Origin of the sequence: Sporosarcina sp. HYO08 (genome assembly GCF_001563475.1) — a bacterium.
Lineage (GTDB): Bacteria > Bacillota > Bacilli > Bacillales_A > Planococcaceae > Sporosarcina.
This window is the reverse complement of the sequence record NZ_LPUT01000023.1, coordinates 44,018-56,788: the sequence shown is the minus strand read 5'-3', so window position 1 is coordinate 56,788 and position 12,771 is coordinate 44,018. Positions and strand designations below refer to the sequence as shown.

17 protein-coding genes and 1 riboswitch are annotated in these 12,771 nt (G+C 42.6%); of the genes, 3 read left to right on the top strand and 14 right to left on the bottom strand.

Going from position 1 to position 12,771, the window contains the following annotated elements:
* Positions 1-4 precede the first annotated feature (4 nt).
* From AU377_RS07310 to acnA, 3 genes are all read right to left on the bottom strand, one after another.
* Positions 5-316 (bottom strand): hypothetical protein, encoded by a 312-nt coding sequence (locus AU377_RS07310; RefSeq protein ID WP_067406304.1) that lies wholly within the window; start codon positions 314-316, stop codon positions 5-7.
* Positions 316-741 (bottom strand): thioesterase family protein, encoded by a 426-nt coding sequence (locus AU377_RS07305; protein WP_067406301.1) that lies wholly within the window; start codon positions 739-741, stop codon positions 316-318. The genes AU377_RS07310 and AU377_RS07305 overlap by 1 nt, the downstream gene beginning before the upstream one ends.
* Positions 742-989: 248 nt before the next feature.
* A complete protein-coding gene (gene acnA / locus AU377_RS07300) occupies positions 990-3,704 on the bottom strand; it encodes an aconitate hydratase AcnA (protein ID WP_067406298.1) in 2,715 nt (904 codons plus the stop codon).
* A 263-nt stretch (positions 3,705-3,967) separates the two neighbouring features.
* Between acnA and AU377_RS07295 the strand changes: the two genes are divergently transcribed.
* Together AU377_RS07295 and AU377_RS07290 are read left to right on the top strand one after the other, a co-directional pair.
* Positions 3,968-4,513 carry a cysteine hydrolase family protein gene (locus AU377_RS07295; RefSeq protein WP_067406296.1) on the top strand — a complete coding sequence of 182 codons (546 nt, stop codon included), beginning with the start codon at positions 3,968-3,970 and terminating at the stop codon, positions 4,511-4,513.
* 118 nt (positions 4,514-4,631) lie between these two features.
* Entirely contained in the window at positions 4,632-4,889 is a 258-nt protein-coding gene (locus AU377_RS07290) for a GlsB/YeaQ/YmgE family stress response membrane protein (RefSeq protein WP_067406291.1), read from the top strand.
* Positions 4,890-4,948: 59 nt separating this feature from the next.
* Here AU377_RS07290 and AU377_RS07285 read toward each other — a convergent pair whose 3' ends face one another.
* The 5 genes from AU377_RS07285 to AU377_RS07270 all read right to left on the bottom strand — a co-directional run bounded on the left by AU377_RS07285 (position 4,949) and on the right by AU377_RS07270 (position 7,085).
* The gene (locus AU377_RS07285) at positions 4,949-5,602 is read right to left on the bottom strand and encodes a lytic transglycosylase domain-containing protein (RefSeq protein ID WP_067406288.1); all 654 of its coding nucleotides are present in this window, start codon (positions 5,600-5,602) and stop codon (positions 4,949-4,951) included.
* A gap of 38 nt (positions 5,603-5,640) precedes the next feature.
* Positions 5,641-6,234 (bottom strand): SCO family protein, encoded by a 594-nt coding sequence (locus AU377_RS07280; RefSeq protein WP_067406285.1) that lies wholly within the window; start codon positions 6,232-6,234, stop codon positions 5,641-5,643.
* A 163-nt stretch (positions 6,235-6,397) separates the two neighbouring features.
* Entirely contained in the window at positions 6,398-6,526 is a 129-nt protein-coding gene (locus AU377_RS15275; RefSeq protein ID WP_082731986.1) for a YvrJ family protein, read from the bottom strand.
* Between the two features lie 93 nt (positions 6,527-6,619).
* On the bottom strand, positions 6,620-6,838 hold the full coding sequence (locus AU377_RS07275; RefSeq protein WP_067406282.1) for a DUF2922 domain-containing protein: 219 nt from the start codon (positions 6,836-6,838) through the stop codon (positions 6,620-6,622).
* A gap of 28 nt (positions 6,839-6,866) precedes the next feature.
* On the bottom strand, positions 6,867-7,085 hold the full coding sequence (locus AU377_RS07270) for a DUF1659 domain-containing protein (protein ID WP_067406279.1): 219 nt from the start codon (positions 7,083-7,085) through the stop codon (positions 6,867-6,869).
* A 135-nt stretch (positions 7,086-7,220) separates the two neighbouring features.
* Here AU377_RS07270 and AU377_RS07265 point away from each other — a divergent pair, with 135 nt between their 5' ends.
* Positions 7,221-7,643, top strand: a complete 423-nt coding sequence (locus tag AU377_RS07265; protein ID WP_156450417.1) for a DUF2621 domain-containing protein — start codon at positions 7,221-7,223, stop codon at positions 7,641-7,643.
* Between the two features lie 15 nt (positions 7,644-7,658).
* Here the strand turns inward: AU377_RS07265 and AU377_RS07260 are convergent, their stop codons facing one another.
* From AU377_RS07260 to AU377_RS07235, 6 genes are all read right to left on the bottom strand, one after another.
* A complete protein-coding gene (locus AU377_RS07260; protein WP_067407213.1) occupies positions 7,659-8,162 on the bottom strand; it encodes a CcdC family protein in 504 nt (167 codons plus the stop codon).
* Positions 8,163-8,176: 14 nt separating this feature from the next.
* Positions 8,177-8,503, bottom strand: a complete 327-nt coding sequence (locus tag AU377_RS07255) for a thioredoxin family protein (protein WP_067406273.1) — start codon at positions 8,501-8,503, stop codon at positions 8,177-8,179.
* A gap of 15 nt (positions 8,504-8,518) precedes the next feature.
* The gene (locus AU377_RS07250; protein WP_067406270.1) at positions 8,519-9,229 is read right to left on the bottom strand and encodes a cytochrome c biogenesis CcdA family protein; all 711 of its coding nucleotides are present in this window, start codon (positions 9,227-9,229) and stop codon (positions 8,519-8,521) included.
* A 183-nt stretch (positions 9,230-9,412) separates the two neighbouring features.
* Positions 9,413-9,907 carry an anaerobic ribonucleoside-triphosphate reductase activating protein gene (gene nrdG, locus AU377_RS07245; protein ID WP_067406267.1) on the bottom strand — a complete coding sequence of 165 codons (495 nt, stop codon included), beginning with the start codon at positions 9,905-9,907 and terminating at the stop codon, positions 9,413-9,415.
* Complete coding sequence (locus AU377_RS07240) at positions 9,904-11,766, bottom strand: anaerobic ribonucleoside triphosphate reductase (protein WP_067406262.1); 1,863 nt, start codon at positions 11,764-11,766, stop codon at positions 9,904-9,906. Before AU377_RS07240 ends, nrdG begins: the two co-directional genes overlap by 4 nt.
* A 55-nt stretch (positions 11,767-11,821) precedes the next feature.
* A complete protein-coding gene (locus AU377_RS07235; RefSeq protein ID WP_067406259.1) occupies positions 11,822-12,310 on the bottom strand; it encodes an acyl-CoA thioesterase in 489 nt (162 codons plus the stop codon).
* Between the two features lie 183 nt (positions 12,311-12,493).
* A riboswitch (cobalamin riboswitch) is annotated at positions 12,494-12,673 on the bottom strand.
* Positions 12,674-12,771 lie beyond the last annotated feature (98 nt).

Sequence of the window (12,771 nt, the reverse complement as noted above, 5' to 3'; positions counted from 1 at the left end):
CACTTTAATGAAAGGGCATCAAATTAAACCGTTTCAACTGATCTTTGATGCCTTCTTTCAACAAAATGTCTCGTTGACGTTCGCCGAGTAAATCGAAATGTGGATAATCATTGCGCTGATCAATCCATTCCTTTTTTAATCCATATTGGGCTCCCCACTGTGCAAGTTTACCAACATCCGCACAGCCGACCTTTGTAACGGTTGTACATCCTGGAAAACGTTCGTCAAGCCAATAATGCGTAAGAAAAGCAATTTCGCCGTTTTGAACAGCTTTTTTCCATTGTATAAGTTCTTCGCGCTTAATGCCGAAAGCCATTAAGACGTCACCCGCTGTTCTTTCGTGTAAACAGCATCCCATTCCGGATTCACTTTGCTTAAAAGAACAGGTTTAAATTCTTCTTTCGTGACAAGGACATGTTCTGATGTTGCAGTTGTTGCCACGGTCCCGTCTTCGTGTAAAATTTCGTAACCATACACCGTGCGCAGTCTCTTATGCGATTCAATCCAAGTGCGAACAGTCGCTGTTTGTCCGTACTTCATCGCTGACTTATATTGAATCGACACATTGATGACAGGCGCCAAATAGCCGTCTGCCTCGAGTCCGGCATATGTAAACCCAAGCTCTTGAATGAGCGCTGTTCTGCCAAGTTCCATCCAAACTAAATAATTGGAATGATGAACGACACCCATTTGATCCGTTTCCGCATAGCGTACCTCGACTTTTTTTTCACTAATAAACATAATCCTCACCTCTTTGTCCATTATACTAAACAAAAGCGGAGGGTGCCTGCCTAGACGCGACAGGCATAAGGCGATTCGACGGCGTGGCGGGTTTTGCCACAAAGTCGGATTGACTTATGACCCAAGCGTCTGGCACCCGGAGCTAGACGAAACAAAAGCGAAGGGCGCCGCCTAGATGCGACAGGCACCCGAAGTCTAGATAACAAGAAAAAAAGGTGCCCAATTAAGATTGGACACCTAAGATATCATTAATTGTTTTTCATTTTGTCACGAAGAACCATTTGTAGAATACCACCGTGGCGGTAGTAGTCAACTTCTACGTCGGAGTCGAAACGTGCAAGCACGTCAAACTCTTTCACAGAACCGTCTTTCGCAGTTGCTGTTACTGTTAGAATGTCGCGAGGTTTTACTGTGTCCGTAATGTTTACGCTAATTGCTTCTTCGCCTGTTAAGCCAAGTGATTCAGCGTTTTCACCGTTTAGGAATTGAAGCGGCAGTACACCCATCATAACAAGGTTCGAACGGTGGATACGCTCATAGCTTTCCGCGATAACTGTTTTAATGCCGAGTAAGGAAGTACCTTTCGCAGCCCAGTCACGGGAAGAGCCCATTCCGTAATCTTTACCTGTAATGATCGCTAGACCTGTGCCATCCGCTTGATACTTCATCGCAGCATCGTAGATTGGCATAATTTCTTTCGTCGGCCAGTATGTCGTGTAGCCGCCTTCTGTGCCTTTTGCGATTTGGTTACGAATACGGATATTCGCAAACGTACCGCGCATCATCACTTCGTGGTTACCGCGGCGGGAACCGTAGGAGTTAAAGTAACGCGGCGTTACACCGTTTTCGATCAAGTATTTACCAGCTGGCGTATCTTTACCGATCGCGCCCGCAGGTGAAATATGGTCCGTCGTGATGGAGTCGCCAAATTTACCGATGACACGCAGGCCAGATAGGTTCTGAATGTCTGCCGGCTCTTTTGAAAGTCCTTCAAAGAACGGCGGGTTTTGAATGTATGTTGAGCTTGGATCGAAATCGTACAATGCTTCGTCTGTCGTTTCGATTTTGTTCCATGCTTCGTTTTCTGTAAATACGCGTGCATACTCTTTACGGAATAACTCAGGCGTAACCGTTGCTTTTACAACGTCCTGTACTTCTTGTGATGAAGGCCAAATGTCTTTAAAGTAAACGTCTTCTCCGTCTTTTCCTTTACCGATTGGATCTTTTTCAAAGTCGATGTCAACCGTTCCAGCAAGTGCATACGCAACAACTAGTGGCGGTGAAGCCAAGTAGTTTGCTTTTACAAGCGGGTGAATACGTCCTTCAAAGTTACGGTTACCGGAAAGAACTGAAGACATCAGCATGTCGTTGCCCATAATCGCTTTTTCAATTTCAGGTAAAAGCGGTCCAGAGTTACCGATACAAGTTGTACAACCGTATCCAACTGTGTTGAAGCCGATTTGGTCTAAGTATTGGTCAAGACCAGAATCTTGCAAGTAACCCGTTACGACTTTCGACCCTGGCGCAAGTGATGTTTTGACATAAGCTGGTGGTGTTAACCCTTTTTCGACAGCTTTTTTTGCAACAAGTCCAGCACCTAACATGACATATGGGTTCGAAGTGTTCGTACAAGACGTAATTGCAGCGATTGCCAGGTCACCTGTCTTGATCTCAACGTTGCGGCCATCTTCAAATTCGATTGTCGCTGTTTTCTCAAGCTCTTTTGCCTTCAAGCCGAACCCTTGGTTTCCTTCAGGTGCAACAACAGCATCTTTGAAAGAGCTTTGCATGTCTGAAAGTGGAATCAAGTCTTGTGGACGTTTTGGTCCAGCAAGGTTCGCTTCGATTTTAGAAAGATCGATTTCGATGACTTCTGTATACGTTGGATCTTCTTTGTCGGCTGTGAAGAACATGTCGTTCTCAACTAGGTATTGCTTCACGACTTGGATATGCTCTTCATCGCGGCCAGTTAAGCGCATGTAATCAAGTGATTCTTCGTCAACTGGGAAGAATCCACAAGTTGCACCGTATTCAGGCGCCATGTTCGCAATTGTCGCACGGTCTGCGAGCGGAAGATTGGATACGCCAGGTCCGAAGAACTCAACGAATTTTCCAACAACACCGTGTGCACGAAGTGTCTGTGTCACTTTTAGTGCAAGGTCAGTAGCAGTTGTTCCGTTTGGTAGGTCACCCACAAGCTTCACACCGATGACTTCAGGGATTGGGAAGTATGAAGGCTGTCCGAGCATTCCTGCTTCCGCCTCAATTCCACCTACACCCCATCCAAGCACACCGATTCCGTTGATCATTGTTGTGTGGGAGTCAGTACCAACGAGTGTATCCGGGTACGTTTCGTATGTACCGTCTTCGTTTTCAATTGCATGTACAACACTAGCAAGATACTCCAAGTTTACTTGGTGAACGATGCCCGTTGCAGGCGGCACGGCACGATAGTTATCGTACGCTTTTTGCGCCCAGCTCAGGAATTGGTAACGTTCGGCGTTACGCTCGAACTCAAGTTCCATGTTCAATTGTAATGCGTCATGTGTCCCGTAGCGGTCAACTTGTACCGAGTGGTCGATGACGAGGTCCACTGGAATTTCCGGGTTGATCTTATCTGGATCTCCACCCATTTCAGCCATTGCTGAACGAAGGGATGCGAGGTCCACAACAACCGGAACACCTGTAAAGTCTTGAAGGATGACACGGGATGGTTTGAAAGGTACTTCTGCGTCCTTGTCCGCGTCTTTCCCCCATTTTGCCAGATTTTCGACGTGATCGTCTTTGATTACATAGCCGTCATGCTGGCGCAGGACGGATTCAAGTAGCACTTTGACTGAATAAGGCAGTCTGGAAACGTTTGCAATACCCGCTTCTTCGAGTGCAGCAAGATGGTAATAATTATATGTCTTACCGTTCAACTCGAATGATTGGCGGCTGTTGTGTAGGTTGCTTTTCGCCATTGCTGAATTCCTCCTTATGTCTGTTACTGTGCCGAAAAGGCTCTAAGTAAGTGTCTTTACACCTACTCCATCATAGTATACTAGAGTACATAAGTAAAATACATTAAAATTATAGTCTTTCATAAGAAAATGTAATGACGTGCAATTTGCGAGAATTTAATTCTATGGATCATGCACGCTATCGGTTTGTTGTTGCCATTATTTTTATTTGTGGGACAATTGAAGATAATGAATATTAGGTATATTGAAGGGAGTTTAGATCATTGAAAAAGGCATTGCTTGTCATTGATTATACGGTAGATTTTGTTGCAGAAGATGGTGCGTTAACTTGCGGTGAGCCGGGTATTGCATTGGAACCTTATATTACCGGGCTGACAAAGGAATTTTTAGATGAAGGTCATTTTGTTGTCATGCCAGTGGATGTGCATGATTTGGACGATCCGTATCATCCTGAAACAAAAAGGTTCCCGCCCCACAACATCCGCGGCACTGCCGGACGCAATTTATATGGAACTTTGCAGGATTTGTATGAAGAACGAAAAGAAGAAATCCACTGGATGGATAAAACACGATTCAGCGCTTTTGCCGGAACAGATTTAGAACTATTGCTACGTGCGAGAGGCATCACGGAAATCCATTTAGTAGGGGTTTGTACTGATATCTGTATTCTTCATACATCGGTCGATGCGTTCAATCGCGGTTTTGATCTCGTTGTTCACGAAAAAGGTGTCGCAAGCTTTGATTTAGCTGGTCATGAATGGGCGCTGCGTCATTTTGAAAATACATTAGGAGCCGTTGTCGTTCGTTAATTTTTTGTCTTCTTAATTGTAATTAATCTCGTCTTTCATGTTTAAAGTATTGACAAAAAGGAAATTGTTCATACTAGGGAGGACGTTATGATTACAATAACAAAGGAGATGAAGAACAATGCTTAGTTTCCTCTGGTTTTTAATTATCGGTGGAGTCATTGGTTGGCTTGCTGGACTTATTCTAGGTCGGGATATACCTGGTGGAATTATTGGAAATATCATTGCAGGAATTATCGGTGCTTGGATTGGCGGAAAGCTGCTTGGAAATTGGGGCTGGAGAGTTTCGGATTTCTATGTATTCCCAGCATTAATCGGTGCGATTATTCTTGTATTTTTGGCGAGTTTTATTTTACGCTCCATGCGGAAAGCAACATAAAGAATATGCCCCTGTAGTATGGGAACTAAAAAAGATGGGTGCTTTTGCAGCCCATCTTTTTAGTCTTCTTTTTCAAGTTGCTGTGCTTCAAATTCGTTGAAAAACCAAAGAACATCTTGGACATATTTTTCACTGTGATTGTAATTGTAAATGGCTTTCTCATAGTTGCCGTCAGCCGCGCCGCTTTTTGCTAAATAATTGGCGGCGCTAAAGATGGCATCTTCAATGTCATATGGATCGGCGATACCGTCACCGTTCGCATCAACGCCGTATCCCCCGTGTTTTTTAATAACATCGGGATTTGTTTTGTCTTCTTCTGGGATCTCCCCTTTTCCGAGTCCCGTACACCCCGGATAGGACCAACCGACAAACGTACAAGGCATGAACTGCAAGTGTCCTTCTGCTCCCGCTGGAGAAAGGAGTGGGTCCATCGTTGAAAATTTCGTTTCAATCCGATGATGCGCTGCAAGCAATGTCCACGGAATACCGTATGTTTCTGCGGCATCTTTGTAAATCGGAATGTATTCTTCCGGAATTACAGTGCCTTGCAGGTCGAGCAGCGTATTTGCAGATTTTCGGATTAAATCCGGATTTTTTATGTTGCTCCAAATAATTGCTGTCAAGGTGAATAGGATGACAGCAATGGGGACGAACAGAACGATGAGCATCGCTTTGACTTTCGTAGCACGCCATTTTTTTCTTTGTTTTTTCATCTGTTTACACCTTCATTTTATCTCTGAATACTAACACTTTAAGCGCCCGACTTAATGAGTGCTTCCATATCACTGATGATTTGATCGTATGGCACATCCGTTGCACCGTTATACGTTTTCACGACTTCACCCTGTTGATTTACTAAATAAAAAGAAGTGCCATGTATGACTTGGTCTGTATTTGGGTCATCAATGACAACTGTTTTGAATGACTTCGCTGCAATTTCTGCAATCTTTTCTTGTGTAAATCCAGTAAGCATTTCCCATTTGGATTCATCTGCCACTTCAAACATGTCCAAATAATCTTGCAGCACTTCAGGTGTATCTATTTTGGGATCGACACTAAAGGAGACGACTTTATAGTCTTTTACGCCTGCTGATTCAAGACGGTGTGACAAATCTGACAAGTTGGCCATCATTGGCGGACAAACGCTTGTACAATTTGTAAACACAAATTGCGCGAGCCACACCTCACCTTTTAAATCGTCAAGTGATACTGTTTCATGATGCTGATTGGTGAACTCAAAAGGTTCCATCTCATATTTGTGATCCGCCTTAAAGCTGCCGCCGGAACACGCACTTAATAGGAGTGATATAAGCATGAAAACCGATAACCATAAACTTTTCCGCATGATCTTCCCCCACCTCTAATGATAAATCCATCATAACGGAAGAAGAGGTCTCTAACAAGCGATGCACTGGCAGTTAAGAACTTCTCCTGTGACATTTTTGTGACGCATCTAGCAAAAAACAAGTGAGTATCCGACAAATTCGGACAAAGAATCTTAGGGAATATTATTCCGTTTTCAATGTTACAAGAACATCGTGAATGGCGACAAGTTTCGTTTCAATCCTGTGTAACAGATAAAAGGATACAAAAATGGGAAATCCAATTTCCTGTATGAGATTCATCCATTGCTCCATTTCACCCGCTCCTTTCGCATGTAACTGTTCGGACATGGAAAAACCGGTTCCCCAGTTCGAAAACTGGAGAACCGGTTTTTTGAATTTGATCAATTACCTGATTTCTAGATCCGTTACGTTACGTTCAACAATACGGGCACCTTTCGAGGCGGCTAAAAACGCTCCTTCGACACCAAACACACCTGATGCAATAATTTGCTGCATGGCAGCTTCAACTTCCGCTGGTGTCATGTCTTCACGTGGTTCGTCTACGGTCAGCATGACATTTTTCCCGGCAGAAGTTGTAAAGTTTAATTGCAGAGTTTTTGCCAATTCTTTCATCTCCTCACTTATTTAGTCATTAGTTGACGATGGATGATGTTTCCACTTTCTCCGCACCGATAAATGGAAGTGCTGATAAAAGTGCAAGCTGTTCAAGCGCATTGTACAAATTGTCCGGACTTGCATTTTTTGCGATGTTTCGATACGTCTTTGATTTACGCATCACTTTCCCGTCTTCTGTCTGACCCGCCTCAAAGTAAACGCGACCGACTGCATGCTGGAATTCGATTGTGACCATGTGATCACCTCCTTTCACCCCCTATATAGTGGGAAATGATTAGGAAGGATACATTGTCCGTGTTTTTTTTAAGGAAAACTCTTATAATGGGAAGTAGGATGGAAGAGGTGAAAGTTGTTGCAGCAAGATCTATTCATGTGGTTCATATTCTTTTGGTGCATCGTCCTTGTTTCGTTATTTGGGATTGGCGGCTTTTTCATGTTTCGAAAGTTTTTAAAAGTATTTCCGAAAGCTGACGGAAAATCTACATTGGACTGGGAAGAACATTATGTGCAAAGCTCGCTCCATCTATGGAATGACGAAGCGAAGCGCTTGTTAAATGAGCTTGTGAGTCCTGTACCGGAGTTATTTCGCGACGTCGCCAAACAAAAAATTGCTAGTAAAATAGGTCAAATTGCTTTAGATGACAAGGCAAAAAATATTGATCTGGATCATATTATTCGGGGCTATATTCTCGCCACGCCAAAACGGGACCATAAATTTCTGCGAAAAAAATTAGCATCACTAGAAATTGACGTCAATCCGTATGAGCATTTGTTTTCTCAAGTTAAACATTAGTAAAAAGCGTTCATCTTATTGGCTAAGATGAACGCTTTTTTCCTTTTGCAATTTATGAAATTTTACGAGCATGCCGATCCGCCACGGCACAATCATGCCAAATGCTAAAATCCAGAACATCCCGCCAAGCTCGCCTACATCGATTGTACTGCTTAAAACGAGCTTCCCGATCAGTCGAACGATCAGAAGACCTAATAAAATAAACAAAAAGGCTTTCGATCGCTGGACGTAAATGGCTTCATTTTTAACTTCGAGTTTCGTTGTTCGAATTAAAAGTATCGAAAACAGCATACCGACAAGGAGTGCTTCAACAATTTGTAAAGGAGGTACACGGAATTCTTTGAAGAAGAACATCAGTGCACCCGTCGACATGAATAGCGGCGGTAAAATGATTTTTAACGGGGTGACTGGCTTTTTGGCCGCTCGCGAGCGCACGATGAGCGCCAACGTTCCCATAAAGATGGCGCCGACCGTTGAAACGATCACCAAGTAAATCGGCGGCACTTTTGTAAAAATCATTTCAACAAAGGCACTCAATGTTCTGCACCTAGTTGGGCGAGCTCCGAAAGTCGTCGTTTTAATTCTTCCATTTGAACAAATCGAGCGAAGCGGGCGTATTCTTTCCCTTCATTAAATAACAGCACGACAGGTGCGGTGAAAATCTGGAGTTGCCCCGCAATTTCTGGTACATCCTCCGCGCGGACTACATAAAAAGGCAGATCAAAATCCTTTTTCAGCTCCATGACTTGCGGCAGTAATCCATCACAAACCGAGCAGTTTTCCATTTTCATAAATAAAAGAAAAGCATTTTCTTGCTGTAAAATGTCCTGCCATTCTGCGTACGAATCAATTGTGTTCATCCGAATTCCTCCAACTTAAAAACCTGTGAAATCTCCAAAAATTGGGCTAAGCCAAGCGATAATGTATGTCATTCCGTCAAAAAAGAGCAGAATGCCAACTAAAATCATTACGACTCCGCCTATTCTCATAATAAGCATACTTCGTTTTCGAATCCAGCCAAGACGTGTGATGAAAAATGATAATACAAAGAATGGAATGGAAAACCCAAGTACGTACGCAAGCATATAAAACATACTTGAGCCGGGGTTGGTCGCCGCAAGCCCGATAATGGCGCCAATGATTGGTCCCATACAAGGCGTCCAGCCAGCAGCAAAGGCAAGACCGATCACTGCCGTTCCTAAATAGCCGGACGGCCGGTTTTTAAATTGCAGCTTATGTTCCTGCATTAAAAACTTTGGTGTAAATAAGCCCGTAATCATCAGTCCGAATAGAACAATGAAAATGGCACCAATTTGCCGGAGTAATTCCTGATTCATCAAGAAGAATTTCCCGATGAATGAAGTGCCGAATCCTAGGAAAACAAATACGATCGAAAAGCCGAGTAAAAAGAATAAAGTATGAAGAACGCCGCTCCTGCTCATCCGCTTTGAATCCGATCGTAAATCATCTAACGACATGCCGGTTATATAGGATATGAATGCGGGATAAAGCGGCAATGTGCAAGGTGATACGAAACTAAGAAATCCCGCACCAAAAGCGAGAAATAGGTTTAAATCTGTTGCCATTCGTCTCTTCCCTTCTATTTATCTATCTCAATCGTAACAAAAGATGCGGACGATTACGTCTTATTTGACTGTGAACAGTTTATGACAAAATTTTCGAACAGCCAAAAGCGTGAAATGATGAAGATGTTTGCAGAAAAAAGGAAGGATACTTGCAATTAGTATCCTTCCTTCTTCATATGGTCGTTAGTCGTATTGGCCATCTCGCCAAAGAGTCGTCATTCCGTCTTGTATACTTTTTTGTACATCGATGATCCGCTGATTGGACGAACCTCTAAATAAGAGGCACAAGTTCTTTTTCGCTAATTCAAATCGCCCATCTACGATCACATCTACATAACGTAAGATCTCTTTTTTATGCTTCGGTAATTCTTCAAACACAAATCCTGTATATAACCAAATATTTTTAGTCGTTTTCGCTTTAATTTCCTTCACAAGCATCAATGTATCTTCATATTGAAAGGTCAGACTGTCTCCGCCGCTGATCGTTACATCGGCGATCGGGTTTTCTTCAATAATGGTGATCAATTCACTGATGCGATAATCGATCCCATTATTTGGATTCCAAGAGGAGGGATTATGACATCCTTTGCAATAATGGTTACAACCGGATACGTAGATAACTGTCCGGATGCCGTTCCCATTGTCTGTGGCGTCCGTGTCGATGCCCATAATTCTCATTTCCCGCGTCCATGCTTGACTCTATTTTGTTCTTCATTCCGCTTGGAGCCATTCCATTTGTCCATGCTGCCAACTAAATATCCAGTGATTCTTCTAATGCGTTCTATTTCCTGTTCTTCGCTCGTTTGACACTTCGGACACTCATTGTAAATGACGCCATTGTATCCGCATTGAAGGCAGCGATCGACCGGAACGTTAAAACTGCCATACCCAATCCCATTCTCTTTCATCGCCAGTACATACGTTTCGAGGGCATCTATATTTTTTGACGCATCTTCAGCTAATTCAACATACGTAATATGCCCAGCATTCGTTAATGCATGGTAAGGGGCTTCCTTTTTAATCTTATGGATGGCATTAATCTGATATTCGACCGGGACATGATTGCTATTTGTGAACCATTCTTTGTCGGTTACACCTTCAATGACGCCATGTTTTTTTCGAGTCATTTTTAAAGCTTTCCCTGCATAGGATTCGGCAGGCGTTGCCAGCAATGTAAAGTTTAATGTCATTTTCTTTGTCCATGCATCCATCTTTTCCCTCATATAGGAAATAATTCGTAAGCCTAGCGCCTGCGCTTCATCACTCTCCCCATGATGTTTGCCGATCAGGGCCACCAAAGCTTCCGCTAAACCAACATACCCAACGGATAATGTTCCTTGTTTTAGAACGTCTTCCAGCGTGTCGGATGGATGAAGTTCCGCTGCATCTCGCCAGATCCCTTGTCCGTATAAAAATTTGAAATGAATAGGTGTTTTACAAGATTGATAGTCAAATCTTTCGAGTAATTGTTGACAGGCGATGTCTATATAATGATCTAGCTTGCCCCAAAATGCTTCGATGCCGTCACTTTCTAATGCGATCAATGGGAGATTAATCGACGTAAACGAAAGGTTTCCTCTCCCAACTGGTGTGGACTTGCCGTTCACATTGGCCAATACTCTCGTTCTGCATCCCATCGTTGCGATATGTGTTTCAGGATCGTCTGCTTGAAAATATTGTAAATTAAAGGGTGCATCTACAAACACATAGTTCGGAAAAAGACGTTTTGCAGTCGTTTCTAGCGACAACCTGAACAGATCATAGTTGACGTCACTTTGTTGTAAATTGATCCCCTCTTTTACTTTAAAGATTTGAATGGGAAAAATCGGTGTTTCTCCATTCCCTAATCCTTTTTGCGTCGCAAGAAGCATATTTTTCACAAGCATACGCCCTTCTTTTGAAGTATCTAACCCATAGTTAATACTAATGAAAGGGACTTGCCCGCCCCCTCGGCTGTGCATGGAATTACTATTATGGATAAAAGCCTCACATGCCTGAAATACTTCTCGATCTGTTAACTCCCACGCTTTTTCTTCAATGTCGCAATTCGCTTGAAGGTTTTTTAATAATTGAACGTTCTTTTCGTACGTCTTATAAACGTACGGGGCCAAATCGAAGTCAAAGTTACTCATTGCCTGCCCGCCGTGTTGCTGGTTTTGGTTCGATTGAAAAATAATTGAAGCCAATGCCATCGCCGATAAGATGCTGTTCGGTTCGCGCATATGCCCATGGCCTGTGTCAAAGCCATCTTTTAACACTTTTCCCAATGGGATTTGTACGCATGTTGTCGTGCCTGTTACATAGTAATCTAAGTCATGAATATGTATATATCCATCCGTATAGACTTGCTTTACCTCTTCGGATAATAACTGTTCAATGGCGTAATACTTTGCACTCGTTGAAGCGAAGAGTCCCATCATCCCCATCGGACTTTTGCCATCGACATTGGCATTTTCTTGGATTAAATCTTGATTGTTGCTGCCTGCAATTTCATCGAATTCCTCTATTAGATTAAAAGACATTTGATACGTTTTCATCCTTACACTCCTCGGTGTGTCATCGTATTTTTTTAAACCCCATCGTTTTTCATCGTTATATTCTATTGTCCTTAGCGTAATCACTAATTTTTAACCGTCTATCTTTTCTCATTTGCGCACTATGAAAGAGATTTTTTTCTTCTTCAGTTTCTGGAATCACACCGCTAACTGTTGTCGGAATCCCCTCGCTATCAACGGCAACCATTGTAAGAATAGCGGTAGTCGTCATCGTTCTATTATTTGTTTCCATATGTTGAGATTCTACTTTTACATAGACTTCCATGGATGTTTTTCCGGTAGAAATAACGACGCCTTCTAAGGTCAATATATCGCCGACCTTCGCGGAAGATAAAAAATTGACCGCGTCGATCGAGGCGATGACAACGATATTTTGACTATGCTTCATTGCCGTAATGGCTGCTATTTCATGGATGTAAGCTAAAACGGTCCCTCCAAAGATGGTTCCTAGATGATTCGTATCCGGTGGTAATACAAGCCTTGTTTGAATCGTTCTAGAAATACTTGCAGGTAATTTTTCTTGCATCATAGACCCCCCTTTTCAAAGTAATTGGCTACAATTCTTCAGGAATGTGAAATTTACTGTAGACAATAAAAACACCCATCTAAGTAGATGGGTGTCATAACGTGGGATCCTCTAAAAAAACAGTGCATATTCACTGCTCCTCGTCAGAATACCTTTGTTATGCCTTCCCAACTCCCGAAGAAGATCATACTTCATAAAAATGGCAGGTCTCCTGACTTATGCTTCATCCTACTCTAAACCCTTCCCATCCGAAGACAGTGGATCCGTTTATTTCGTCAGCATTTACAGTTGCGGGTACAGTTCTGGAATTTCACCAGATTCCCTATTAAGTCTTTTTCAGACACCATGATTATTGGTAATTATCTATATATAGTGTTTGTATTTAAAGCGGAACACTAAGTGTTGTATGATTTTAATATATACTATAATCATTGAGATGGCAACTGCCTAACCTTTCTTTG

What these genes read in the sequence shown, in the direction of transcription:
- AU377_RS07250 (WP_067406270.1), bottom strand. Translation starts at nt 9,229, where the DNA reads ATGGCAACAGATTTAAACCTATTTCTCGCTTTTGGTGCGGGATTTCTT.
- AU377_RS07310 (WP_067406304.1), bottom strand. Translation starts at nt 316, where the DNA reads ATGGCTTTCGGCATTAAGCGCGAAGAACTTATACAATGGAAAAAAGCT.
- AU377_RS07290 (WP_067406291.1), top strand. Translation starts at nt 4,632, where the DNA reads ATGCTTAGTTTCCTCTGGTTTTTAATTATCGGTGGAGTCATTGGTTGG.
- AU377_RS07235 (WP_067406259.1), bottom strand. Translation starts at nt 12,310, where the DNA reads ATGCAAGAAAAATTACCTGCAAGTATTTCTAGAACGATTCAAACAAGG.
- AU377_RS07260 (WP_067407213.1), bottom strand. Translation starts at nt 8,162, where the DNA reads ATGATTTTTACAAAAGTGCCGCCGATTTACTTGGTGATCGTTTCAACG.
- AU377_RS07285 (WP_067406288.1), bottom strand. Translation starts at nt 5,602, where the DNA reads ATGAAAAAACAAAGAAAAAAATGGCGTGCTACGAAAGTCAAAGCGATG.
- AU377_RS07280 (WP_067406285.1), bottom strand. Translation starts at nt 6,234, where the DNA reads ATGCGGAAAAGTTTATGGTTATCGGTTTTCATGCTTATATCACTCCTA.
- AU377_RS07305 (WP_067406301.1), bottom strand. Translation starts at nt 741, where the DNA reads ATGTTTATTAGTGAAAAAAAAGTCGAGGTACGCTATGCGGAAACGGAT.
- acnA (WP_067406298.1), bottom strand. Translation starts at nt 3,704, where the DNA reads ATGGCGAAAAGCAACCTACACAACAGCCGCCAATCATTCGAGTTGAAC.
- AU377_RS15275 (WP_082731986.1), bottom strand. Translation starts at nt 6,526, where the DNA reads ATGGAGCAATGGATGAATCTCATACAGGAAATTGGATTTCCCATTTTT.
- AU377_RS07270 (WP_067406279.1), bottom strand. Translation starts at nt 7,085, where the DNA reads ATGGTCACAATCGAATTCCAGCATGCAGTCGGTCGCGTTTACTTTGAG.
- AU377_RS07240 (WP_067406262.1), bottom strand. Translation starts at nt 11,766, where the DNA reads ATGAAAACGTATCAAATGTCTTTTAATCTAATAGAGGAATTCGATGAA.
- AU377_RS07265 (WP_156450417.1), top strand. Translation starts at nt 7,221, where the DNA reads ATGTGGTTCATATTCTTTTGGTGCATCGTCCTTGTTTCGTTATTTGGG.
- AU377_RS07255 (WP_067406273.1), bottom strand. Translation starts at nt 8,503, where the DNA reads ATGAACACAATTGATTCGTACGCAGAATGGCAGGACATTTTACAGCAA.
- nrdG (WP_067406267.1), bottom strand. Translation starts at nt 9,907, where the DNA reads ATGAGAATTATGGGCATCGACACGGACGCCACAGACAATGGGAACGGC.